Origin of the sequence: Neiella marina, assembly GCF_002165625.1 — a bacterium.
Classification (GTDB): Bacteria; Pseudomonadota; Gammaproteobacteria; order Enterobacterales; family Neiellaceae; genus Neiella; species Neiella marina.
In genome coordinates, this window is record NZ_NGNS01000007.1 from 46,659 (window position 1) to 73,093 (window position 26,435).

The window sequence follows — 26,435 nt, forward strand, 5'->3', positions numbered from 1 at the left end:
CGGACTTTTCTCATGACTGCCAAAGCGAAACTACTGAGCGATTACCAAGCGCCAGACTTCACTATCGATCAAATTGAACTGACTATTGAACTCGATGCTGAAAATACCAAAGTTACCAGTACATTGAGAGTACAGCGTCAGGGTAAACATGACAGGCCATTGATTCTCGATGGTGAGCAACTGCAGTTACAATCACTGCACATCGATGGCCAAGCCGTGCCCCAACAGCAGTATCACCAAACAGACAGCACGTTAACAATCTCAGATATTGGTGACGAGTTGACTGTTGATATTGTCGTGACCATTAATCCAGCGGCGAACACCTCACTCGAGGGCTTGTACTTATCGGATGGTGCGTTTTGTACCCAGTGCGAGGCAGAAGGATTCCGCAAGATCACTTATTACCTCGATCGCCCTGATGTGTTGGCACGCTTCACTACAAAAATCATCGGTGATGTTGAGCAATTTCCGTTCATGTTGAGTAACGGGAATCAGATCGCCAAGCAACAGCTTGCCGATGGTCGCACGGCGGTCACTTGGCAAGACCCATTTCCTAAACCGTGTTACCTATTTGCGCTTGTAGCCGGTGATTTCGATTTGCTCGAAGACAGTTTCACGACCATGAGTGGGCGTGATGTGTGTCTGCAACTGTTTGTCGATAAAGGTAATCTAGACCGAGCCGACTACGCCATGGAATCACTTAAGAATTCAATGGCATGGGATGAGAAAGTATATGGCCTGGAATACGACCTCGATATCTACATGGTCGTTGCTGTTGATTTCTTCAACATGGGGGCCATGGAAAACAAAGGCCTCAATGTATTCAATAGCAAATACGTTCTCGCTAATCCAAGCTCGGCCACAGACCAGGACTTCAATGGTATTGAATCTGTTATTGGCCATGAGTATTTCCACAACTGGACTGGAAACCGGGTAACGTGCCGCGATTGGTTCCAATTGTCTCTTAAAGAAGGCTTAACGGTATTTCGCGATCAGTGTTTCAGCGAAGATATGACCGGCTCGGCGGTCAACCGAATTGATGACGTGGCAATCATTCGTAGCCACCAGTTTGCTGAAGATGCTGGGCCAATGGCGCACCCAATTCGTCCTCAATCAGTTATTGAGATGAATAACTTCTACACAGTCACTGTTTACAACAAGGGCGCAGAGGTTATTCGAATGATGCATACCTTATTGGGGGCTGATGGGTTCCGTCGCGGCATGGACTTATACTTTGAGCGTCATGATGGCCAAGCGGTCACTTGCGATGACTTTGTCGCGGCAATGGAAGATGCCAATTCGTTTGACCTCTCGCATTTTAAGACTTGGTATCAGCAAGCTGGTACACCTGAGGTTACGGTGACCGATCATTATGATGCTGATAGCCAAACCTACACCCTTGAATTCAGTCAGCAGACCCCCGCGACGGCAGATCAGGCTGACAAAAAAGCGACTCACGTGCCATTGCGACTTGGGTTGTACGACAGTGATGGTGCCGCATTGCCACTTAACACCGATTCGCCACTAACGGATGGTAATGTTTATAGCTTGATTACTGACACCGATACCTTAGTGTTTAACGGTGTAGCCAGTCACCCGACACCTGCGCTGTTAAAAGGGTTTTCGGCGCCAATTAAGCTGAGTTACGACTACTCCGATGAACAATTACTGACGTTATCGCAGCATTGTGATGATGGCTTTACTCGTTGGGACGCGATGCAAACATTGCTTGCTCGTTATATATGGGGCATTGCCGATGGTGTCATCAATGAGGTGCCAACACAGGTTATCGCCGGGTTGGTCGCTATTAGCCAAAATCAACACATTGATGATGCCTTAAAAGCTCGATTGCTGCAGCTGCCAACGGTAAATGGGCTGCTCAACCAACGCGAACAGATCGATATTCACGCGCTGCTCGATGCTTTAGAGACCATTCGTCAGCAAGTTGCGCCGGCACTTCATCAAACTTGCACGAGTTTATACAGCGAATTGCAGCAATCTCAATACTCATTAGATGCCGCATCAATCGCTAAGCGCTCGTTATCAGCTAGTTGTTTGAGCTGGATTGCCGAGGCTAATGGCCAGCAGGCAGACCAGCTTTGTCAATCACTCTATGATTCCAGTGACAATATGACCGAGCAACTCAATGCATTGACCATTGCAAATCGATTTGATTTGCCTTGTCGCAGCAGCCTAATGGATCAGTTTGAGCAGCGCTGGCAAGATGACGGTTTGGTCATGGACAAGTGGCTCAACCTGCAAGGTTGTTGGAACAGTGAGCAATGTTTTGACAATTTAAAGACCGTCGAAGCAAAACCTTTCTTCAAGCTAACTAACCCCAATCGAGCGCGCTCTTTGATCGCTGGATTCGCTGCCATGAACTATCGCTATTTCCATGCCGAAGACGGTTCAGGTTACCAATGGTTGTCTCAGAAGATTCAAAATTTAAACAGCATAAATCCACAAATCGCTGCACGTTTGATCAACCCGCTGACGCAGTGGCGAAAATTTACGGCGCCGCAATCGATACAAATGAAGGCTTGCTTGGAGCAAATATATCAACTGAAAGATTTATCTAAGGACCTACATGAAATCGTAGGGAAAAGTCTTGAGTATTGATTATCAAGTTTATGTCGATGTTTCCTACCATGAGTTGCAGGCCCTGTATAACGGGGCCGCGCAACGAGTTGTGGTCCGCGAAAAAGGCGGCAAAACGATATCACTGCCCGCGGTTCACTTTAAGCCATTTTTAACTCATGCAGGCATTCGCGGCTGGTTCATCCTAAAAACTGGCACCGATGGCAAATTTATTTCGTTGCGTCGCCATCAGGATTAGAGCAATTACTTCAAACGTTTAGTTTAAACTAACGATTCGAACAAGGCTTGGCTCAAAACGTTAAAGCAACGTTAAAACATAGAGTTAGCTACGATCTCCCCCCCAACAAACATTAGAGTTAAAACTTAAAGTTGCCTTAGGTGCTTAATATTTGTGCGCTGAATCTCAAAATTATTAAAGTAAAACAGCAGGTTGCGAGATCTGGGTCACTTGCGGAATGACGTCTTTACTGCAATGATTTAGCTCAATTGCAGCACTCCATGAGTGACGTATTTACGTCAACAATCAAAATAAATCGCTGCAAACAACTGGGGAGAAACCAAACCATGGCGTCCAGTCGTCGATTTCGCATACACCCTCTGGCCATTGCAGTGACATCTGCATGCTTAGTATCAATTAGCGCGCCGGTATCGGCTGTTTCATTTAACTGGGGGGATATTGAAGGTACCTTTGATTCCACTTGGTCATATGGTCAAAGCTGGCGTTTAGAAGATCGTAATATGGATTTAATCGGCAAGTCGAATCAACCAGCATTCGATTGGACCGGCTACAATCCTGCACTTAACCGTAAGTACACTTCATCAGACATCTTTGCCTACCCTGAAGGTGGTTATTCCACCAATGGCGATAACGGTAATTTGTCGTTCGATTCTGGCGAGTCATTCTCGAAGGTCTTTAAAGGCTTGCATGAATTGGAACTGCGCTACGAGGACATGGGTATTTTTGTCCGCGGTATGTACTTTTACGACTTTGCGTTAAATGATGATGATTCCGCATGGACCAATCCAACCAGTGGAACTCGCTTTGATCCGTGCGAGGATAGCAAGGCTTCTGACTATTCCTGTAAAGACATTCGTCTATTAGATTACTTTTTCTACGCCGATTTTGATATAGCCGATGGCGAAATTCCGGTGTCCTTTAAAATTGGTGATCAAGTCATCTCTTGGGGTGAAAGTACCTTCATTCCCCATGGCATAAACGTGGTTAACGCCATTGACGTCGCCCGATTGCTTACCCCAGGTGCGGAGTTAAAAGAAGCACTTATCCCGCAAGGCATGGCTTGGGTTTCGGTCGGCCTGACCGAAAACTTGTCTCTTGAGGCTTACTATCAGTACGAGTGGGAGTCGTTCCGCTTACCAACGGCAGGCACCTATTTCGCCACTAATGATTTCACCGGTAAAGGTGGCTACCTCAATACCGTGCAGCTTGGCTTTACGGCCAACCCTGACCAAGATCTTGAGTTCTTGCTGGGTCGTTTGAACAACATTGATGACGAGTACATGGCAGTTGCCGGTGCTGATTTGGGTACTTTGTTACAAGCGCTGGCTCAACTAGAGCCGGGCTCTCCGGCTTGGACTGAGTTATACACGTCGCTTGCTAGTATTTATATTGCGTCGCCAGGAACCCAAGCGCTTGTGTTACCAGAAAATGAGCCAGATGATGGCGGTCAGTACGGTATTAAGTTGAGTTACTACTCACCAGAACTCGGTGATACCGAATTCGGCTTTTACTATATGAACTATCATAGCCGTCGACCATTGATCAGCGGCTATGCTTCAGACTTTACGCCAACAGCGATCATTAGTGATTTAACCAAAATCGCCAGTAGCGAAATCGATCGTCACAGCGTCAACGAACTTGACGCATTTACCGCTGGCTTCCTCGATTATCCGGAAGATTTGAAACTCTATGGCGTAGCGTTCAACACACCCGTAGGTGACACTACTATTTCCGGTGAAATTGCCTACCGCCCAGATGAGCCGTTGCAGATTGATGACGTTGAGATATTGTTTGCTACCATGCCAGAGCAATTGGCTGCTGCAGGCTTCCGTCCTGAGCTTGAAGGCATTTCGCAACTTGAACCGCTAGCGCCGGGGCAATTCCAACGCGGCTATATTGAGCGCGATACAACACAGCTACAATTCACCGCGGTACATTTGTTTGGCCCTCAGTTGGGTTCTGACAATCTAACAGTACTTGGTGAAGTCGGTGGTATTTGGATCGACGATATGCCTGGATTTAATGAGCTTCGCCTGAATGGTCCTGGTACTAACCGCAGCGGCGGAATCCCCGGCAAAGAGGGGATTGAAATCGCCTTGCATAATGGTCCGGAGACCAATCCATTTCCCGATGATTTCTCTTGGGGCTATCGACTGCTCGCTAAGCTTGATTACAACAACGCATTTTGGGGCGTGAATGTCTCGCCGCGTGTGGTATTTGCTCACGATGTGAATGGTATCACACCGGATCCTATCTCCTTGTTCGTAGAAGATCGTAAGTCAGTGGGGGCAGGGATCACCTTCGATTACCTCCAACGTTGGTCTGCCGGTATCAACTACAACGCATACTGGGGTGGCCAAGGCACCACTAACTTATTAGAAGATCGTGACTTTATCAGCTTTAACGTTAAGTACTCTATTTAAACCGAGGCACAGCATCACTATGAACGTAAAATACTTAATTTCATCTGTGGCACTTGCCTTGTCAGTTTCCAGTGCAAGTTACGCTGCAGTTTCTGAGCAACAGGCGGCAGAGCTTGGCAAGTCGTTAACGCCACTTGGCGCCGAAATGGGCGCCAATGCTGACGGCTCAATCCCGGCTTGGAACGGCGGTATAACCACGCCTCCAGCAGGCTATTCGGTAGGCGATCATCACCCTGATCCGTTTGCCAATGATCAAGTGTTATATACAGTAACGGCGGCTAATGTCGCCGATTACGCGGATATGTTGACCGATGGTCAAAAAGCATTGTTTGCCACTTATCCAGATACATTCAAAATGAATGTTTATCCCACGCAACGCTCGGCGTCAGTGCCGCAGTACATTTATGACGGCACCTTGGCAAACGCCACTCGCGCTGAGTTGATCGATGGTGGTAATGGTATTGTCGGCGCTGGGGCAGGGATTCCGTTTCCGATTCCAAGTAACGGCTTGGAAGCGATCTGGAACCATATCTTTAGATTCCGCGGTGTTGATGTGACGCGATTTGCTGGTCAAGCTGCGCCTATGCCATCAGGTAGTTATACCTATATCCGCTTCCGTGAGGCTATTAAGTTTCTATCGTCGGGCAAAGAAATCACCCCAGAGAAACTTACTGAGACCAACATGGTATTCATGTTTAAACAAGCGGTAACGCAACCGGCGAGTTTGGCGGGTACGGCACTGTTGGTGCATGAGACTATGGATCAGGTCAAGCAGCCGCGCAATGCTTGGACATTCAACGCCAGTACTCGACGCCCACGCCGCGCTCCGACCGTGGCTTATGACCACCCGGGTACCGCAGCTGACGGTTTGCGCACGACCGATGATTACGACATGTATAACGGTTCGCCTAACCGCTACGAGTGGACGCTGGTTGGCAAACAAGAATTGTTAATTCCATACAACACCTACAAGCTCCATAGCGATAAGCTGACTAACGATGACATCCTCCAACCGGGCCACATTAACCCCGATTTGGTTCGTTATGAGAAGCACCGTGTTTGGGTAGTGGAAGCAAATCTGAAATCTGGTATTAGCCATATCTACAAGAAACGACGCTTCTATATTGACGAAGATTCATGGCAGATTGCTGTGGCCGATTTGTACGATAGCCGCGACCAACTCTATCGGGTTGCTATGTCTCACGCATTAAATTACTACGAAGTCCCTACACTGTGGTCTACGCTTGAAGTGTTCCATGATCTTCAAGCTCGTCGCTACATTGCGATTGGCTTAGACAATCAGGAAAAAATGTACGACTTCCAAACGCCGCTTAGTGAAAAAGACTTCACTTCACGAGCTTTGGTAAAAGAAGCCAAACGTTAATAAAACTTCTGCCAAAGGCCTCCGTTTGGGGGCTTTTGGCATTTCAACTTTAAGAGTTTTCATGAAGCATCTTGTTTGTAGAGCTGTCTTTCTGGCTGCTTGCATTTTCTCTTTTCCTACCCATGCTGAAACGCATTCCGCCGCTGCAGCTAAATCCGCACTTGTTCTCGATATAACCGACACCGATACCGGTCTTGCTGCAGTGGGCGAGCGCGGCCACGTGTTGTTGTTCGATAATGATCAATGGTCGCTTGAACAAAGCCCTGTTTCAGCAACTCTGACACGCGTTATTCAACACGACGGCCAATTATGGGCCGTTGGTCACGACGGTGTGATCGTCCGCAACAGTGCGTCTGGCTGGCAGTTATTACGCCAGGACATTGCAGGCGAACAACCTCTCATGGACTTGCTGTTCGTTAAACAAAATGAAGCCATCGCGGTTGGCGCCTATGGTGAGTTTTTGCGCTCTGTCGATGGCGGCAAGACTTGGCTTGAAGAAATGCACGAAGGGCTGCTTTACGAAGAAGACCGCGAATACTTGGCCGAACTTAAACTCGAAGCCAGTCAAGAAGATTATGACTACGAGTTGTCCACCATGCTGCCGCACCTTAATCGGGTCCTTACTTTAAGTGGCAACAAACTGCTGATGGTCGGTGAGCTTGGTTTAGTCGCCTTGAGTGATGACAACGGCAACCATTGGCGGCGATTAGACGTCGGCTACGAAGGGTCTTTTTTTGCCGCCACTCAAATCACCGTGGACAAGGTCAACAGGCTCATTATCGGTGGTCTGCGCGGTAATGTTTATTATTCCGACAACGCTGGCTTGGATTGGCACCGAGCCACTACTGAAAGTACCGCGACAGTGAATGGTTTTGTTGCTAACGATAACAATGAGCTGATCGCGCTTGCCAGTAACGGCCAAGCATTAATAAGTAATGATGGTGGGGTAACGTTCACCAGCCGACCGTTGCATCAAGGTGAAACTGCAGTAGCAGGGGCAAACCTCAATGGCATCATCTATATTGCTGGCGACCGCGGTATTCGCCAGCTCGATTGGTAGGGACGCAGTACTATGATGATCACCCCATTTATTGATGCCCTCGAGCGCATTGTCTTTCGTAATCGAGGCGCGGTCATCGCGCTGTTCGTGCTATTAACAATCGGTCTGTTGTTCAGCGCCACGCAGTTGCGAATGGATGCTGCGTTTACCAAAAACATCCCGCTCGCTCACCCTTACATGAAGACCTACGTCAAGCACCAAAAAGACTTTGCCGGTGCCAACTCAGTGATGGTCACCGTGTCGGCCAAAAGTGGCGACATGTTTAGTGAGGAGTTTTTTACCGTTCTGCGCCAAGTGCATGACCAATTGTTTTTTATTCCTGGTGTCAGCAGGGCCTCCGTTCAATCCTTATTTAGCCCAGGTACCCGCTACACTGAAGTGGTGGAAGACGGCTTTTCAGGCGGCCCCGTGGTGCCGGCCGATTTCCAGCCCAACGCGAGAGGATTGTCACAGGTTCGGGACAACATAGGTAAAGCTGGCATCGTCGGCCGCCTAGTTGCCAATAACTACAATTCTGCAATGGTACGCGCCAACTTGCAGGAGTTTAACCCAGACACCGGCGAGAAGCTTGATACCCTAGCGCTTGCCAAACAGCTTGAGCAGGACATTCGTCAGCAGTTTGAAACCGATGATATTTCAATTGAGATTATTGGTTTTTCAAAGATGATTGGCGATGTTGCTGAAGGCGCCAAGTCAGTCGTTTTGTTCTTCGCCATCGCCTTAGTGATCACTGCCGTGATGGTGTATTTCTTTAGTCATTCGGTATTGCTTACGTTGCTGCCTTTGGCATGCTCAATAATGGCAGTGATTTGGCAGCTCGGCGCGCTACCGCTGTTAGGTTTTGGTATCGATCCAATGTCGGTACTGGTGCCATTCTTGGTGTTTGCTATTGGCGTGTCGCACGGCGTGCAAATGATTAATGCCATGGGCGCATCAGTTGCCCGAGGGATGAATAGTAAGACCGCAGCACAGCTAAGTTTTCGTCGCTTGTTGCTACCGGGCGGCATCGCTTTGTTATCAGACACGATTGGTTTTTTAACCATTCTCAGTATCGATATCGGCATTATTCGTGAATTAGCTATCACAGCCAGTATCGGTGTGGCGGTCATTATCCTGACTAATTTGTTTTTGCTGCCGGTACTGCTTAGCTATGTGCGCTTCGGCGAGCGAACCGTCACTAAGTTGTCGACTCCGTCACCGATCGCGTTGAAACTTTGGGATGCGATTGCGGTTTGTAGTTGTTTGAAAAAACGTGTGCCGTTGGTGGTACTGGCAGTATCAGCAGGTTTGTTTGTGTTGGGTTACTGGCAAGCTGGCAACATGCGAATAGGCTCGTTTAAACCAGGCGCGCCGGCGCTGCATGCTGACTCTCGTTATAACCTTGATACTGCCTTTATCACCGATAACTACGCCATCACCACTGATGTGATGACGATTATTGTTGAGACCGATGACCAAGCTTGCGCCAATTACCAAGTGATGTCAGCTATTGATGATTTCCAATGGCAACTGCAGCAAGTGCAGGGCGTTCAGTCGGCCATTTCATTGGCGTCAGTCGCTAAGCTTTATAACGCAGCGTTCAATGAAGGGAATCCGAAATGGCGGATCCTGCCGCGTAGTGATGCCGGCCTCGTTCAGGCCATTTCGCAAATCTCTACCAGCACGGGTCTTTTGAATGCAGGTTGTAGCGTGATGCCGGTTTATTTGTTTCTCACTGACCATACTGCGGAAACTATCGAACGTGTTGTTGCTGCGGTTAAAACAGCAGAAGCGACTTATAGTGCAGACAATATTGCATTTAAATTAGCCAGTGGCCCGGTTGGCGTCATGGCCGCAACCAATGAAGCTGTGGCTGATGCGCAATTGCCTATGATGCTTTACGTCTATGGCGCAGTGATCTTGTTATGCTTACTGAGTTTCCGTTCAGTCAAAGCCACTGCCGCGGTGGTATTACCCTTGTACTTAGTGTCGACGCTTGCGCAGGGCTTAATGACGCAGCTAGGTATTGGTTTAACCGTATCAACACTGCCAGTGATTGCGTTAGGTGTTGGCATCGGCGTTGACTATGGCATTTACATCTTATCGACCATGAGTGAGCAAATCCGTCAGGGCGTAGCCATTGATAAGGCCTATCGGTTTGCGTTAGCAGAACGCGGTAGTGCGGTATTGTTCACCGGCATCACCCTGGCCGTTGGGGTGTCAACTTGGTTCTTTTCACCGCTCAAGTATCAGGTCGACATGGGCGTATTGTTAACCTTTATGTTCCTCGTCAACATGCTTGCAGCTATTGTTGTATTGCCAGCGTTAGCGGCAATTTTCTGGCGCAATAATGAGCAACGAGAGACGCCTTAAGGTCAACCTTTCACCAGTTAACGAAATATTTGCTGGCAGCGTCACATAAGCTGTCAGCAAAAGCTGACAAATCGGCCATTTCGTTCCTGAATTCAATCTGTTAATTCTTTTGTTGTGACTCGCTAATTATTCATTCGCTGCATAAACTGAGGGCGAAACTGGCGATCAACAAAGAGCGAACGATAACGCTCGTGACAACAGGTTATTCAATTATGTCCAAACCTAGCCCTGACTCTTCTACTGTGCTGCTACAGCGCGTTCATCAGCTAATCGAGTCAAATCTGGCACAAAATTCTGACACCGTCTCGCAATTAGCCCGAGTGATGTACGGCCACATTGGTATGGCTGATCTCGTCAATCGTAGTGACGGTGATCTATACGGCGCGATTTTAAGTCTCTGGCAATTCACCAATGAATACGATGGTGGTGATGCCAAGATCCATATCTACAACCCCAAGCTTGAGCAACACGGTTGGTTATCAAACCATACGGTGATTGAAATCGTTGTCCGCGATATGCCGTTTTTGGTCGACTCGGTGCGGATGGCTTTGCTGCGGCTTGGGATTACCTCGCATTTAACCCTGCATTCGCCAGTTTCCATTAGTCGCGATGACAAAGGTCAGCTATTGGCTATCGATGCGTCTGAACAGACTGGTGACTTCGAGACTTTGTTTCATATCGAAATCGATCGTCAAGCAACAGCAAAGGCAAGAACCGCGCTGGAGCGAGAGTTGCGCGAGTCGCTCAACGAAGTCGCCGCAGCGGTGGATGATTGGAGCACCATGAAACAACGCCTGGCAGAGGCAATTACTGAAGTTGAGGCACGTAATTACCCAGACGCTACGATGCCGCGTGAAGAGGTGGTTGATTACTTAAACTGGGTGCAAAATGATAACTTCACCTTGCTGGGCTATCACCAAACCGACATTGTCGCAGTTGAGGGCGATTATGATGTGCGCCTCGTTGAGGGCTCGCGACTTGGTATTTTTAAGCTTCACGATTTACCCAAAGAAATTCATCTCAGTGAAATGATTCGCAGTGGCCAAGATGCCGCACTGTCGGGTGACGTGTTGGTTCTGACCAAAGGCAATCAGAAAAGTAAAGTCCATCGGCCTGCGTTTGCTGATTATATTGGCATCAAGCGCTTCAATGATGCAGGCCAAGTGATTGGCGAGCACCGCTTTATTGGCCTGTACTCATCGTCGTTGTACAACAACAGTGCTCAGCACGTCCCCATGTTGAATAAAAAGCTCGCTCGGATCATGTCGAAGTCGGGGTTGATGAGCGGCTCTCATGCTTACAAAGCGTTACTCAATCTGGTTGAAACCTATCCAAGAGACGAATTGATCCAAGCATCCGAAACAGAGTTACTGACTGCAGCCATGGGTGTGTTGCAAATACAAGAGCGCGATATGACCCGTGTGTTTGTCCGTCGTGAAGTGTTTGGTCGCTATTATTCGTGCATGGTGTATGTCACCAAAGAACGCTACAACACCCAGTTACGGCGGCAAACTCAAGCGATTTTAAAGCATCACTTTAACAGCAGTGACCCCGTCGAGTTCACGACATTTTTCTCCGAGTCAGAATTGGCCCGTACTCACTACATCGTTCGCGTGGATGACCACCAACAGGAAGTAGATGTGAATCAGATTGAACAAAACCTCATTGAAGCCGCACGTTCGTGGGATGACCGTTTCGCCGATGCGCTGACCAAGAAGTTCGGTGACAACAAGGGCCGTAAGCTAGCAGCAAAGTACCAACATGCGTTTGTGCCAAGCTACAAAGAACAAGTATTACCGAATGCCGCTTTGGTTGATATCGACAAGATCGAGCAACTGACTGGCGATGATCAGCTTGGCATGCTGTTCTATCAGGCCCAAGAAGAAACCGACAACAATGCGGTGAAACTCAAGCTATTCCATCGCGATCAACCGATTCCACTGTCTGATGTCCTCCCTGTGCTGGAAAACCTTGGTTTGAAAGTGATTGGCGAACGGCCTTATGAGGTTCGCGACCAAGAAGGCGCGAAAAGCTGGATCCTTGAGTTTGCGATGACCTACCTTGGTGAAGCGGAGCTTGATATTGTCGCCAGCCAACAACGCTTCCAGCAAGCGCTCGCTGGTATCTGGCAAGGCCATTACGAAAACGATGGCTTTAACCGCTTGGTATTGGCAGCCGATTTGTCGGCTCGACAAGTGTCGATGTTACGCGCTTACAGCAAGTACATGCGCCAAATTGGCAGCACGTTTTCTCAACAATACATCGAAAATGCGCTTAACAAATACGCCGGCATTGCTAAACAACTTGTTGCGTTATTCGAAAGCCGTTTTTCGCCGGACTTTGCCGGTGACCGTGTTGCGGTCGCGCAACAGCAGGCCGATGACATTGAAGCGGCACTGGATAAGGTATCCAATCTCGATGATGACCGAATTATTCGTCGCTACTGGTCATTAATTGCAGCGACTATTCGTACCAACTTTTATCAAACAGAAAATGGCGAAGCCAAGCCTTACTGTTCATTTAAGCTACTACCTGGGCAAATTCCAGAAGTGCCTAAACCGCTGCCAGCATACGAAATTTTCGTATACTCGCCACGCGTGGAGGGCGTTCATTTGCGCGGCGGCAAGGTTGCCCGCGGCGGTTTGCGTTGGTCCGATCGACGCGAAGATTTTCGCACTGAAGTGCTTGGCTTGGTGAAAGCCCAGCAAGTGAAAAACACCGTCATCGTACCTGTGGGCGCGAAAGGAGGTTTTGTCTGTAAGCAGCTGACTGATGACATGAGCCGCGATCAGTTTCTTGCTGAGGGCCAAGCCTGCTATCGCTTGTTTATTCGCGGTTTACTCGATATTACAGACAACGTCATCCAAGGCGAGTTAATTCCGCCGTCAGATGTCGTTCGTCATGACGGCGATGACTCCTACCTCGTAGTGGCGGCAGACAAAGGTACCGCAACCTTTTCCGATATCGCCAACAGCATTGCCGAAGAGTATGGCTTTTGGCTTGGTGACGCGTTTGCATCTGGCGGTAGTCAGGGTTATGACCACAAAAAGATGGGGATCACTGCCAAGGGCGCATGGGAATCGGTAAAACGTCATTTCCGCGAACTGGGTTTGGATTGTCAAACTGAGGAATTCACTGCTATTGGCGTCGGTGATATGGCCGGTGATGTGTTTGGCAATGGTATGTTGCTGTCACCCAAAACGCGGTTAGTCGCCGCATTTAATCATCTTCATATTTTTATCGACCCGGAGCCAGATGCAGCAAGCAGTTATGCCGAACGTCAGCGCTTATTCGATTTACCTCGCTCAAGCTGGGAAGATTATCAGACCGAACTGTTATCAGAGGGGGGAGCGATTTATTCTCGTGCAGCCAAGTCCATTACTATCTCCGAGCAGGCACAAATCGCGTTGGATACCCGGCAATCTACATTCACTCCCACTGAATTGATTCAAACCATCTTAAAAGCGCCCGTCGATTTGATGTGGAATGGTGGCATTGGTACATATTTCAAAAGTGAGCAAGAAAGTCATACAGATGTTGGCGATCGAGCGAACGATAGTTTACGCATCAATGGTGGTGAACTTCGTGCCAAAGTAGTCGGCGAGGGCGGTAATTTAGGCGCAACGCAACTTGGACGGATCGAATTTGCTCGTGCCGGCGGCCGCATTAACACCGACTTTATCGACAATGTTGGCGGCGTTGATTGTTCCGATAATGAAGTCAACATCAAGATCCTGTTGAACCAAATCGAACAGCAAGGCGAGTTAACGCGTAAGCAGCGCAACCAATTGTTGTTAGAGATGACCGACGAGGTATCAACGCTAGTATTGGATGATTGCTACCAGCAAACTCAAAGTATCAGTGTCACAGAGTTTCGTGGCGCAGAGTTACTGAAAGAACAAGTGCGATTAATCCACGATTTAGAGCGTGAAGGGCTTCTCGACCGTGCTTTAGAATTCTTGCCGAGCGACGATGAAATCAATAGCCGTCAAGCACTTGGTCAGGGCTTGAGCCGACCAGAGCTATCGGTGCTGATTTCTTATGACAAGATGCGTTTAAAAGAGCAGCTCGATAATGACGAGATCACTCGCGATACCTTTCATAGTAAAGCCATGGTGAGTTCATTCCCGGTCCGTCTGCAACAAAAGTACAGCAAACAAATGGCCGCTCATCCGCTGCGTTCTGAAATTATTGCGACCCAACTTGCCAATCAAATGGTGAACGATATGGGACTCAATTTCGTTAATCGCATGAAAGATGAAACAGGTGCTGAGGTTATCGATATCGCCAGTTGTTATACCATCGCTAGAGAAATCTTTGGTGCCAGTGAATTGAGAAATGCGGTACAAGCGCTGGATAACCAGGTCGATGCAGAGGTCCAATTCGAGTGTTTTGTTGAGCTAAGGCGAATTTTACGCCACGCCTGCCGCTGGTTCCTTCGTCACCGTAATCGAGCGATGTCGATCAAAGATACTATTACCTTTTACGCGCCAGCATTTGACGCGGTTCGTAACCATATGTCATTGAGCCTAGTTGAAGGGGAATGGCAGGAGCTGGTTGATAAACAACAGGAATACATGGAACAGGGCCTGCCTGACTCACTAGCAGCCGATTTCGCTCAACTAAGCACGTTGTATTCGACACTCGATATTGCCCAAGTTGCAGAACTGCAAAGTCGACCGATTGAATTGATATCTGATATTTACTTCAAACTAGGTGCCAAGCTAGAACTTCACTGGTTCCTCAACCAAATCAACTCGCAACCTGTGGCCAATCACTGGCAAGCTCTGGCTCGGGCCTCGTTCAGAGAAGAATTGGATTGGCAACAGCGGGCCTTGACCCTAGCGGTCAACCGCTACTGCCAAGATGGTTGCAATGCCGATGATATGGTCGAACGCTGGTACCAAGAGCACAGCCACACGATCACCCGATGGCAGCAGATGCTAACCGAGTTTAAAACAGCTAAAGGCCATGAGTATGCCAAATTCTCTGTCGCTTTAAGGGAGTTGATGCTGTTAAGCCACACTAGTGATCCGCTACAATAGCCGGATTCGACTAGCTCCGACCGATCTGCCTCATGCAGATCGGTCTTTCTTAGGGTAATTCATCTATGTATTACAACCTGGCTCGTAGCCTTATCTTCACTCAAGACGCCGAACGTGCCCACGATTTGACGATTGGTATGCTCAAGCGCGTTGGTAAAACACCTTTACGCAAATTACTGTCAACTTCTGCGGCAGGTTACCCTAAGAGCGTCATGGGGTTGAACTTTCCCAATCCTGTTGGCTTGGCGGCGGGGCTAGATAAGAATGGCGAGTGTCTTGATGCCTGGTTTGCGATGGGGTTTGGTTTTGTCGAAGTAGGGACTGTGACACCGCGTCCGCAAGACGGTAATCCGCAACCGAGACTATTTCGAATATTAGAAGCCGAGGGCATTATCAACCGCATGGGCTTCAACAATAAGGGTGTTGACTACCTTGTTGAACAAGTGAAGCAGGTGAAAAACCGCACAGGCCTTGTTGGCATCAATATCGGCAAAAACAAGGATACGCCGGTCGAAAATGGCAAAGATGATTATGTTATTTGTCTAGACAAGGTTTATGCTCATGCTGATTATGTTGCGGTGAATATTTCCTCACCAAACACGCCAGGTCTGCGGTCACTGCAATACGGTGAAGCCTTAGATGATCTGCTAGCCAGCCTTAAATCGCGTCAGGCCGAATTGGCTGAACAGCATGGCAAACAAGTGCCGTTGGCAGTCAAAATCGCCCCTGATATGTCTGATGACGAAATTGCTCAAACTGCTGATGCCTTTGTAAGGCACGGTATTGACGGCGTGATTGCGACCAACACTACGCTCGAACGCGATATGATCAAAGGCTTACCGCACTGTGATGAAACTGGTGGCTTGAGCGGCAAACCACTACAAACTCAGTCGACCGCGTTTATCGCCAAGCTAGCTAAGGAGCTAAATGGACAGCTGCCGATTATTGGTGTTGGCGGTATCGATTCTTTGCAAGCAGCGCAGGACAAACGCCAAGCTGGCGCTGATTTAGTCCAGATTTACTCCGGGTTTATCTACAAGGGACCACCGCTAGTTCATGAATTAGTTCAAAATTTACAATAATTTGACACCTGCCAACTTCACAACAGCAACTAAAGGATGTAAATTGGCCAAGTCGATGACTTAGGGTTGAATTATCGTGAATATAGCCAAACAGGACTGGCACTGGCAGTTTAACGAATCGAGCAACCGCTTAGAGGTATGCTCTAGCGAAGATTGCTGTTATCAAACAAGCTTGAAGCGCTCACAACTAACTGGCGATGCGTTTCGAAAACAAAGCTTAGCGATCGACGATCTGTCGTTCTTGCACGCTACCTATGAGCTTATGGGCGAAAATTGCGGCAAGGACGACCTCAGTGCGATGACCCTGGCAATTAACGCCACGTCTGCCCGTAAGTTTTTTAAACCGGCATTACCGCAGAGTTGGTTTTTCTTACCATCGTCGGCAGTTCTGACAATTTCTGAGCAAATGTTGGTTGAACTCGATACCGCCAGCGAATCAGGTATTTTTCTTATTATCGAAACCAATGACACCACGTCGCTGCTGATGGCGGTTAATGAAACGCTGTCGTTGACCGAACACAAAACAATGTCGGCAGGAAATATGATTCGGGTGATGAATGATCGTATTGCCCGATACGCATCCAATACAGCCATTCAAAATTCAAAACGCTTACTAAGCGCCTAACGTGACATCAGCCATATCGTTTATTGAACGCCAGCATTAGCTGGCGTTTTTTGTGGTTTGTCGCGTCAGTACGATCGCAGAGATTGCTGCTGAACAATTCAAAAGTAGGGCAACGGGCCGGATCTAGTGAGAGTTGCGCCTTGGCTTATAACCAATTGAGAAAGCTAATCTTGGAAAGTAAGAAATGGTTGCGGGGGCCGGATTTGAACCGACGACCTTCGGGTTATGAGCCCGACGAGCTACCAGGCTGCTCCACCCCGCGTCATTGGGTGTGATATACACAGTTAAAAAGTGCACATCTCATTGGTATAAACCAATGCTGGTATGTCGAAAATGTCGATTGGTTGCGGGGGCCGGATTTGAACCGACGACCTTCGGGTTATGAGCCCGACGAGCTACCAGGCTGCTCCACCCCGCGTCGACAGGTGGCGCATATTATAGATAGGTACCGGGCTTGGCAAGCTTTTTTTCAATTATCTTACAGCCGCCATTTTAGCTATAATCGCGCCATCTTTTCTGGTGGAACAAATCTTGTGCACAAATTATTCGCTACGTGCAGCTTAGGCCTCGAATATCCATTAAGTATCGAGCTCGGACATTTCGGCGCATCTGAAATTGTCCAACGCCAAGGTGGCGTCTCTTTTACTGGCGACTTGGAATGCATTTATCGAGTATTGCTTGGTACCCGTACCGCTAGCCGATTATTTCTAACCTTGGCTGATGGCATCGCTAAGTCGGGCGAAGACATCTCTATGCTGGCGTATCAGCAAGACTGGTCGATGTTATTGCCAACCAATAAACCATTCACTATTGAGTTTGTTGGTAGCAACCGCGAAATCCGCAGCACTGGCTACGGCGCACAATGTGTTAAAGATGGCATATTCAAGCAACTGAGCGAAGAGGGGTTTGCACGCCCGATCATCGATAATAAGAATCCATCGGCCGTTGTTCGTGCGCGTTTAGGTGGCAATAAATTAAGTCTGATGCTTGATTTAACGGGCGATAGTCTCCACCAACGCGGTTACCGGACCGAGGCGGGTGAAGCGCCGCTACGTGAAACCGTAGCAGCGGGACTGGTTCTGCGCAGTGGTTGGCTAGATGATATTGAGGCGCCGTTTATCGATCCTATGTGTGGTGCCGGCACCATTTTGATTGAGGCGGCGGCAATGGCTGCTGGTGTTGCGCCCAATGCTGACCGCGATGAATTCGCTATCCACAAGTTACCCCTGCATAAACCGACGCTATGGCAAGAGATTCAATCGGAAGTTGCTGTCAAAGGCCGCCGTGGTTTAAACAAAGCAAACTTTAAATTGATTGGCAATGATGCCCATCCGGAGGCCATCAAACGAGCCAAAGCCAATGCTGAACGTGCTGGCGTTGCGCAATTAATCGACTTTAAGCAGTTGGCGCTTGGCGATAATCCAATGACCGACAGCGAAGCAGGGTATTTGGTGTGTAACCCGCCATATGGTGAGCGTTTAGGTGACGAGGCGGAAGTCGTATCCTTGTATTACCACTTCGGTTTGCAATTGCGCCGCAAGTTCGTTGGTAAAGCCTTCTTGCTGACGTCTGCTGATGATTACATCCCTGCATTTAAACTGCGAAGCGATAAATCTTGGATGGTGATGAATGGTAAGTTGGAATGTCAGTTACTGTCGTTCCAGTTAAACGCGTTACCCGAAGGCGCGGAGCCAAGAGAAGAAAAGCTAGGTATTACTCCGTCAGGCCAAGAGTTTGCTAATCGCCTCGCTAAGAACCTTAGCCGTATTGATAAGTGGGCCAAACGTGTTCCAACCGACGCGTACCGCGTCTATGACGCCGATTTGCCTGAGTACAATGTAGCAATCGACCGTTATCTTGATTGCGTGGTGATTCAAGAGTACGCGCCACCTAAAAACATCGACGCGGAAAAAGCCAAACGCCGCTTACTCGATGTCGTTCTGATCACGCCGGGCCTGATGAATGTCTCAGCGAGCAACGTGTTTTTGAAAACACGACGTAATCAATCAGGTACCAGCCAGTACCAACGCGTTTCAACGCGCAAGGCATGGCAAGTGGTTCATGAATATGACTGTGCCTTCAAAGTCAATTTATCGGATTATCTAGATACTGGCTTGTTTCTTGATCACCGCATTACTCGCCACGAATTTGCCAAGCGCGCTGAAGGCAAGCGATTCCTCAACTTGTTCTGTTACACGGGTTCGGCCACTGTTCATGCCGCTCGTGCCGGCGCATCGTCGACCTTGAGCGTTGATATGTCGAAAACGTATCTGGAATGGGCGCGTGAAAATCTGGCCATCAATCATTTGATTGCGCCGCAACACAAGTTTGAGCAATCCGACTGCTTTAAGTTTCTAAAAAACAGCAGTAGCGAATTTGACTTGGTGTTCTGCGATCCGCCAACCTTTTCTAATTCGAAGCGAATGAAAAACACCTTGGACGTTCAGCGCGACCACATGGAGTTAATTCGTTTGATCGATAAAGTGTTGGCACCAGGCGGAACCATCATGTTCTCCAATAACTACCGTCGGTTTAAGCTAGATAGTGAAGCGATTGAAGCCTTGGGCTACAGCATAGTCGACTGGAATAGCAAAACGCTTCCTGAAGACTTTAAGCGCAACCCACATATTCACCATTGTTGGCTGCTGGAAAAGAACGCTTAATGTTTGTGTTGTACGAAAGCGAAGGCTGCCATTTGTGTGAACAAGCAAAGGCAATTTTGGCAAATAGCCCAATTGCGCAGTTGGGCTGCGAGTTAATCGACATTGCCTACAGTGATGAATTAGTCGAACGTTTTGGCCATCATATTCCGGTGCTCGAGCACCAGACATCGCAACAGCAACTTTTTTGGCCATTTGATGAAGTTCGTCTTGCGAACTGGCTCAAGCAACTCCCTGAGTTCATAGAATCAACAGAATGACATTAATAAATATTCAGCAGGCATCGCTAGCATTTGGTCATATCCCTTTGCTAGAAAACGCCGAACTACAAATCGCAGCCAAAGAGCGGTTGTGTATCGTGGGTCGCAATGGCACCGGCAAAAGCACCTTACTCAAGGTGATCAATAGCGACATTCAGTTAGACGATGGCGATCTGCAGTTTATCGGTGGGCCCAGCGTCGCTTATTTACCGCAAGATCCGCCAAACCACAGCGATACCCCGGTGCTCGACTATGTGTTGCAGGGTCATCAAGACTGGTTAGATCAACTCCACGAATATCAGCAGCTAACCGATCGGATGACCGCTGGTGAGGACGTCATGACTGCGCTAGATGCGTTGCAACAAAGCATGGAAGTCACCGGTGCGTGGCAGGCTGAAACGCGGGCAAGGCAGGTCATTCAGCGTTTAGAACTTGATGCCCAAGCACCACTTGATAGTTTGTCTGGTGGTTGGCTGCGCCGCGCCGCATTAGCACAAGCGCTGGTGTCACAACCCGATGTATTGCTACTCGATGAACCGACCAACCACCTCGATGTTGATACCATTGCTTGGCTTGAACAATTTCTGAAAAGTTTAAACATCACTCTGGTGTTTATCAGTCACGACCGAGCGTTTATTCGCAATATGGCAACACGGATCATAGACCTAGACCGCGGTCAGTTGACCTCTCATCCAGGAAACTATGATCAATACGTTGCCAACAAAGCGAAGTTGCTCGAAGAAGAGCAGCGCCATAATGCCGCTTTTGATAAAAAACTGGCCGAAGAAGAAGCTTGGATCCGTCAAGGTATCAAGGCTCGTCGCACCCGTAATGAAGGCCGAGTTAGAGCGCTGGAAGACCTGCGTCGACAACGCCAACAACGGATCAATCAACAAGGCCGAGCGAGGGGCGCGATTGCTCAATCGGATGCTAGCAGTAAAGTGGTGTTCGAAATTACTGACTTGTCAGTACAGCAACAGCAGCAACAATTAGTTGCAGGTTTTAGTTCGATTGTACAAAAAGGTGATCGGATTGCCTTTGTTGGGCCCAATGGTTGCGGCAAATCGACGTTGATTCGCACCTTGTTGGATGAGCATTCACAATATTCAGGTACCATCAAACGGGCACAAAATATCTCCCAGGCATATTTTGACCAACATCGGGCGCAGTTACCGCCTCAAACAACAGTGTCAGACTTTGTTGGCGACGGTAAACAGAATCTTGATATCAATGGCAAAAGCCGCCACGTATTGGGTTATCTGCAAGATTTCTTGTTCAGCCCAGCGCGTGCCCGTTCGCCAATTTCCGCATTGTCCGGTGGTGAGAAAAACAGGCTGTTGTTGGCAAAACTTTTCTTAAAACCAAGTAATTTGTTAATTCTTGATGAACCAACTAACGATTTAGATATCGAAACACTTGATTTGCTCGAAGAGTTGGTCGCTGATTATGGCGGAACAATACTCTTGGTCAGTCACGACCGAGAGTTTGTCAATCGTGTAGCCACCTCTTGTTGGCTGTTTGAAGGGCAAGGTGTATTAGTTGAAATTTACGGTGGATTTAATGAGATCCAACAGTACAAGGAGACTAAGTCGGAGCAGTTACATCAACCGGAAAATAAAGCGAAAGCAGCCAAAAACGCTAAACAGTCCGCGAAAAAGCAAAGTAATAAGCTTTCCTACAAGTTAAAGCTTGAACTGGAAACATTGCCAGATAGAATCCTAGAGCTTGAAAGTGAGGTAGAGAGATTACAAGGCATCGTTAACGATGCAGCTTTCTTTGCTCTACCACACCAACAAACTGAACCAGTGCTCAATGAATTAGCTGAAACAGAAACAAGCTTAGCTACAGCATACGAGCGTTGGGAAGAATTAGAAGCGCTAGAAAATAGTTGCAAGGAATAATATGAAGCAGTTGCATCGTTGCGTCTCCCCAATATGTGCCGCGGTATTGTCGGCACTCGCATTAAATAGTCACGCCGCTCTCTATGAGGTCATTGAATTAACAGTGAGCGAAGAGGGCGAAGTCCACACCTACGCTTTAGATGGAACCAGCCCACGTTCGGATACCGGCGTTGTTGTTGGTGCAGGATCGCCAATTCCTGTTTTTAACGATAACGATTTAGACCCGGAGGACGACGAAAACTACCCGGTATCGCCGGCGCCAGATAATTCCAATCTCGGCGAGTTTGATTTGAACGGAGATGGCGACGAGGAAGACATCGTCGATGAGATTGAAGACGCGGATTTGCGCTTCATGTCCGCTTACCAATCTAAATACAAAGCGTTGATCAATGACTCACTCAATGAGTGGGACCGGATCAATGTTTGGGACACGATCAACCCAGAAGACGGCGAGTATCGTGAAACCACCGATGACTATTTCTTTGGCGTCAACGACAAACGCGTGGCGACAGGTTACGGCTCTTCACCTTACTATGTCTACAAATGGGAAGATGAAGACACCCATGATGAGACCTATGCGATTTTACGGGACTTCGCGAGTCGCGCTTTTGTTTACAAAGCTGGTGATGATCCAGATGGCGAGCGCGTTGCCCTGTACCCTGAAGAAATGGAATTTGGCGGTGTTAGCGGCGCCTATGACATTAGTGACTCTAACCTGGTTGCTGGCTACGCTTCTGTATCGCTTGCAACAGGCGCAAGAGAAGCGCACGACTCATGTCTTTACGATCGTAACCTGCCAGAGGTCGTCTGTGATTATGAAGCAAACTCGGGCCAAATTGGCTTGTCGGTCTATAACATTGAGGCATTCATTTGGCAGCTAAACAGTGATCAAGAAGTGGTCTTTACCCGCGCACTGGGCTCACCAATTGAATTGCCAGCTGGTGTTGATGCTCGTCTGGTATCACAGGCGTTTGCTGCCAACGATAATGGCTATGTGGTCGGCAGTGCCGACAACTACGTCACCCCGGATGCGCCAAGTCTGCAGCTGCTGCGTGAATATGCAGCCATTTACACCGAGTACAGTCCCAACGATGTTGGTATTCTCGATATTACTGACCGCGATGTATATCAAGCCAACAGCGATAGCCCGGTGGTATCGAGAGCCACTGGCCTCAACAATAACGACATCGCTATTGGCTTTGCGACGCGTTTAGTGAACGGCTTCTGGCGCACTAAGGCTTGGTATTACGACATTAATGCCGACTTACCACAAATGGTCGAAGTGCCATCATTTTTTGACAGCTCGTCAATGACGGCAAAATCAATCAACGATCACGACATGATTGTCGGTGAATTCGAATGGGAACCACGCCCAGGTAACGTGACACGTCGCCGCCATGGTTACCTCTACGACATTCGCTCAGAAACCTTCATCGACCTGAACGATGCTGTTGGTTGTATCTCAGATCTGGATATCGTTGAGGCCAACGTGATCCGCAACGATGGCGTGATTTTGGCAACAGCAACAACACAAATGCCGCTGTTAACGGTCGATGGCGATCCGGTGTTTGATAGTAACGGTGACCCAATTACCACAACGGTTGCTCGCGCAGTTGCATTGAAACCTATCGATGGTGGTGATTACGATAACTGTACCGACAAAGATGAAGCATTTCCTAAAAACGAAAGGGAAGGTGCTGGCTTTGGTTGGTGGTTGGCCGCATTACCTATTGCAGTGTGGTTCCGCCGCCGTTATAGCATTTCGCGATAAAAAACCACGTTTTTAATCGTAAAAAATCTTTAATAAAAAGTTCATCCAATCCAGCCTGTTAGCATCTGTCAAGGACTAAACTAACAGGCTTTGCTTTGATCTTTGCTTCAATCTCTTTAATTCTTAGTCATGAAGCTACGGTTTCATAATCATTGTTTGGCCAAAAGAGGAAGACAGGATGAAGCGACAGAAGCGCAATCGGTTACACAGGGCTCAGGCCCGTGGCTATCAGGCCGGCGTACTGGGGCGGTCTAGAGAAAATTGTCCCTACCAATCTCTCGATAGTCGGTCGAGTTGGTTGTTGGGGTGGCGTGAAGCCATGACTGAGCGAGCAGACGGACTTTTCCGCTAATACAATGCGCTGGTGTCAATTCTCACCAAACTAAAAAACGCCCCATAATAGGGGCGTTTTCGTCTCATTCTTTTGAAGCTGCTAGTTTTAAAAACCAGACGTGTCAGTGAACAAGCCAACCTTCAAATCTGATGAGGTGTAAATCACTTTACCATCAACATCCACTTTACCATCAGCCAGACCCATGACGAGTTTGCGATTGATTTTGCGCTTGATATCGATGGTGTACGTTACTTTTTTCGCTGTTGGCAGGATTTGACCGGTGAATTTGACCTCACCAACACCTAATGCACGACCACGGCCTTTGCCACCAGTCCAGCCTAAGAAGAAGCCTACCAACTGCCACATTGCGTCTAACCCCAAGCAACCAGGCATAACTGGATCACCGGGAAAGTGACAATCAAAGAACCAAAGATCAGGGGTGATGTCGAGTTCAGCGATGATTTGGCCTTTGCCATATTCGCCACCGTCATCAGTGATAGTGACGATACGATCCATCATCAGCATATTTGGGGCAGGTAACTGAGCATTGCCTGGGCCAAACATTTTGCCATGGGCGCAGTCGAGCAAATCTTGCTTTTCAAATGAGGCTTGCATGATATTCCTGTTAGTACAGCAAATTAAAGTCGGCAAGGTTAGCGAACAGTTGTACGCTAAACAAGTCCGATGTCAAAGTTAAGTCGAATTATTACTCGCCCTTGAGCCAGTAGGCGACTTTTTGCAACCAGTTTAGACTAGCTGATTCAAGTGGATCTGCCAGATCTTGTAGGCGCAGTTGAACTCTGCCGTAGACGGTATCCAGCGGATAACGTTGCTGCTCGTCCTCTTCGCCAATACCCGATTTAATACCCGTCAGTATTTCAATTGCCTCTGACACATGCGTGACGCAACAGATTTTAAGGCGGCCATCATCAATAGCCTGACGCACCGACTGACTGGGGTTGAACTGCAACAGATTGGATTTTGGCATCACAATGCTAATGATTTGCTCTGGCGCTAATTGGCTTGCCACCGACCAAAAACCTTCGATTTTTTGATTGATACCACCAATCGATTGGACATTGCCAAACTGATCAATGGCGCCGGTAACAGCCATATGCTGATATACCGGAATGCGGCCAATGGCACTTAGCAATGCGACCAATTCCGCAAGTGAGGCTGAATCACCATCGACTTCATAATACGATTGCTCGAACACAATGTTGGCAGATAAGTGAAGCGGGGCGTCTTTGGCAAAAATTTGGCTAACATAGGCCGCTAAGATCATCGTGCCTTTGGCGTGAATGTTACCAGCCAACTCAGCCTTGCGCTCAATATCAATGACGTCACCATCGCCATAGTGAACGCTGGCAGTGATCCTGACCGGTTCGCCATAACTGATATCACCTATATCAACTACCGTCAGACCATTAATTTGGCCGACTTTACTATCGACAACATCGAGCAGCATGCTGCCATCAATAAAATCTTGGTAGCTTGTTTGGGACAAACTAGCTATTCGTTGCTGGCGGCTCTCTAACGCGGCAATGATGTCATGCGCTGTAATTTGCTCGCCATCAACTGTCGCGGCTTCTTTGATCAGTGCGGTTATTTTTTTGGCTTCAAGCGAAAAGTAATGATTGTGTTCGGCAAGCTTAGATGTGTATTGGCAAAGCTCCCGCAGGCCGTCCTCAGAGATAGTTTGCTGCTGCTGTTCTACCAAACTCTGTAAATAACCCAAATAATCTGGCCCATGGTCATAATGGAGGCGGTCGCGCAGTTCAACATGCAACGGCACAAGGGCGTGAAATTGCGGGTAACACTCTGCCAGCGCATACAAATCAGTCGCAGTGCCGTGAATCGCCACGATACCGTTAAATCGAGCAGCTGGAATATTGGGCGCTGGATACTTACTGTGGCCTTGAAACTGCAATTGAATATAGCCACTATCGAGCGTCGCTATTAGGCTGTCACAGGTGCGCTGATCGTTGAGTAGTTGGCAAGCATCGAGCACAACCAATTGACTATCCGAGTGCCAAAGCAAACCGGGAGTGAAATGCCAATTATCGTCACAATAACTCAGGTGGCCAAATAGAGACTGGTAACTAATAAGCGGGCACCACAGTACGCTATGATCGTCAGTTGCCAATCGTTCAGTTTTTACTATCTGGCCAATATCGCCATCAAAGGCAATGGTTTGGCATTGCACAGAGGCGCTTGGCGGCAACTGTATGGCCGAGACTAACTGCGATAGCGAGACACCGGGAGGCGTGCATATGCGACTATGCAACCCGGTTACAATGCTCTTTGTTAGTGTTTCAGCCAGCTCGCTTTGACCGTAATGAAGCGGTTGCGGTTCAGCCGTCGCCAATTTCACCGCACTGTAGCTTGGCGTGTTGCTCATTCGGCAGCGCCTATCGGCGTACTCGCATGCTCTTCGATCCATTGCAGAACATTAGTTTTGTGCAAGCCGTAGTGCGGTTTGGTCAGAGTGGTGATCAATAAAACGTCGCGTTCAGCAAGGAAAGGTTTAAAGCGCAGAAACACTTGAGCCGGGCTTTCTTCGGTAGCAATTGCAACCGCTCCCTCGCCAATCATGCAAAACGGATAAAGCTTAATGACTTGAATTACTTTGACGTAATCCGGATCGTTTGTCGCTTTGTCGAGACGAAAAGTAATCAGTAATGCAGCCATGAGTTGTTTCC

Annotated in this window: 17 protein-coding genes and 2 tRNA genes; 14 read left to right on the forward strand and 5 right to left on the reverse strand. The window is 48.3% G+C overall.

Annotation, left to right across the window (positions count from 1 at the left end; translation table 11 throughout):
* The first annotated feature begins 12 nt into the window (after nt 1-12).
* The 9 genes from pepN (at nt 13) to CBE68_RS08040 (ending at nt 16,807) form a co-directional block, all read left to right on the forward strand.
* Nucleotides 13-2,619: an aminopeptidase N gene (gene pepN, locus CBE68_RS08000; protein ID WP_087505560.1), complete on the forward strand. Its 2,607-nt coding sequence runs from the start codon at nt 13-15 to the stop codon at nt 2,617-2,619.
* On the forward strand, nt 2,609-2,836 hold the full coding sequence (locus CBE68_RS08005) for a DUF2835 family protein (protein WP_229744707.1): 228 nt from the start codon (nt 2,609-2,611) through the stop codon (nt 2,834-2,836). The genes pepN and CBE68_RS08005 overlap by 11 nt, the downstream gene beginning before the upstream one ends.
* A gap of 326 nt (nt 2,837-3,162) precedes the next feature.
* Nucleotides 3,163-5,259 carry a DUF1302 domain-containing protein gene (locus CBE68_RS08010; protein WP_087505561.1) on the forward strand — a complete coding sequence of 699 codons (2,097 nt, stop codon included), beginning with the start codon at nt 3,163-3,165 and terminating at the stop codon, nt 5,257-5,259.
* Between the two features lie 19 nt (nt 5,260-5,278).
* Entirely contained in the window at nt 5,279-6,643 is a 1,365-nt protein-coding gene (locus CBE68_RS08015; protein ID WP_087505562.1) for a DUF1329 domain-containing protein, read from the forward strand.
* A 61-nt stretch (nt 6,644-6,704) separates the two neighbouring features.
* Nucleotides 6,705-7,703 carry a WD40/YVTN/BNR-like repeat-containing protein gene (locus tag CBE68_RS08020; RefSeq protein WP_087505563.1) on the forward strand — a complete coding sequence of 333 codons (999 nt, stop codon included), beginning with the start codon at nt 6,705-6,707 and terminating at the stop codon, nt 7,701-7,703.
* A 15-nt stretch (nt 7,704-7,718) separates the two neighbouring features.
* Nucleotides 7,719-10,055, forward strand: a complete 2,337-nt coding sequence (locus CBE68_RS08025) for an efflux RND transporter permease subunit (protein ID WP_087505656.1) — start codon at nt 7,719-7,721, stop codon at nt 10,053-10,055.
* A gap of 212 nt (nt 10,056-10,267) precedes the next feature.
* Nucleotides 10,268-15,100, forward strand: coding sequence for an NAD-glutamate dehydrogenase (locus tag CBE68_RS08030; protein WP_087505564.1), 4,833 nt, complete (start codon nt 10,268-10,270; stop codon nt 15,098-15,100).
* 65 nt (nt 15,101-15,165) lie between these two features.
* A complete protein-coding gene (gene pyrD, locus CBE68_RS08035) occupies nt 15,166-16,182 on the forward strand; it encodes a quinone-dependent dihydroorotate dehydrogenase (RefSeq protein WP_087505565.1) in 1,017 nt (338 codons plus the stop codon).
* A gap of 76 nt (nt 16,183-16,258) precedes the next feature.
* Entirely contained in the window at nt 16,259-16,807 is a 549-nt protein-coding gene (locus CBE68_RS08040; RefSeq protein ID WP_158100537.1) for a cell division protein ZapC domain-containing protein, read from the forward strand.
* 185 nt (nt 16,808-16,992) lie between these two features.
* Here CBE68_RS08040 and CBE68_RS08045 read toward each other — a convergent pair.
* Together CBE68_RS08045 and CBE68_RS08050 are read right to left on the reverse strand one after the other, a co-directional pair.
* A tRNA-Met gene (locus tag CBE68_RS08045) sits at nt 16,993-17,069 on the reverse strand.
* 79 nt (nt 17,070-17,148) lie between these two features.
* Nucleotides 17,149-17,225, reverse strand: a tRNA-Met gene (locus CBE68_RS08050).
* Nucleotides 17,226-17,340: 115 nt separating this feature from the next.
* Here CBE68_RS08050 and rlmKL point away from each other — a divergent pair.
* From rlmKL to rmf, 5 genes are all read left to right on the forward strand, one after another.
* Nucleotides 17,341-19,470 (forward strand): bifunctional 23S rRNA (guanine(2069)-N(7))-methyltransferase RlmK/23S rRNA (guanine(2445)-N(2))-methyltransferase RlmL, encoded by a 2,130-nt coding sequence (rlmKL, locus tag CBE68_RS08055; RefSeq protein WP_158100538.1) that lies wholly within the window; start codon nt 17,341-17,343, stop codon nt 19,468-19,470.
* The gene (locus tag CBE68_RS08060; protein ID WP_087505568.1) at nt 19,470-19,727 is read left to right on the forward strand and encodes a glutaredoxin family protein; all 258 of its coding nucleotides are present in this window, start codon (nt 19,470-19,472) and stop codon (nt 19,725-19,727) included. Before rlmKL ends, CBE68_RS08060 begins: the two co-directional genes overlap by 1 nt.
* Nucleotides 19,724-21,628: an ATP-binding cassette ATPase Uup gene (gene uup / locus CBE68_RS08065; RefSeq protein ID WP_087505569.1), complete on the forward strand. Its 1,905-nt coding sequence runs from the start codon at nt 19,724-19,726 to the stop codon at nt 21,626-21,628. Before CBE68_RS08060 ends, uup begins: the two co-directional genes overlap by 4 nt.
* A 1-nt stretch (nt 21,629) precedes the next feature.
* Nucleotides 21,630-23,399 (forward strand): DUF3466 family protein, encoded by a 1,770-nt coding sequence (locus tag CBE68_RS08070; protein ID WP_087505570.1) that lies wholly within the window; start codon nt 21,630-21,632, stop codon nt 23,397-23,399.
* Between the two features lie 178 nt (nt 23,400-23,577).
* Entirely contained in the window at nt 23,578-23,751 is a 174-nt protein-coding gene (gene rmf, locus CBE68_RS08075; protein WP_087505571.1) for a ribosome modulation factor, read from the forward strand.
* 87 nt (nt 23,752-23,838) lie between these two features.
* Here rmf and fabA read toward each other — a convergent pair whose 3' ends face one another.
* The 3 genes from fabA to CBE68_RS08090 form a co-directional block, all read right to left on the reverse strand.
* On the reverse strand, nt 23,839-24,348 hold the full coding sequence (fabA, locus tag CBE68_RS08080) for a bifunctional 3-hydroxydecanoyl-ACP dehydratase/trans-2-decenoyl-ACP isomerase (protein ID WP_087505572.1): 510 nt from the start codon (nt 24,346-24,348) through the stop codon (nt 23,839-23,841).
* 91 nt (nt 24,349-24,439) lie between these two features.
* On the reverse strand, nt 24,440-26,134 hold the full coding sequence (locus tag CBE68_RS08085; RefSeq protein ID WP_158100539.1) for a S16 family serine protease: 1,695 nt from the start codon (nt 26,132-26,134) through the stop codon (nt 24,440-24,442).
* The gene (locus CBE68_RS08090) at nt 26,131-26,424 is read right to left on the reverse strand and encodes a hypothetical protein (protein WP_087505574.1); all 294 of its coding nucleotides are present in this window, start codon (nt 26,422-26,424) and stop codon (nt 26,131-26,133) included. Before CBE68_RS08090 ends, CBE68_RS08085 begins: the two co-directional genes overlap by 4 nt.
* Between the last annotated feature and the right edge of the window lie 11 nt (nt 26,425-26,435).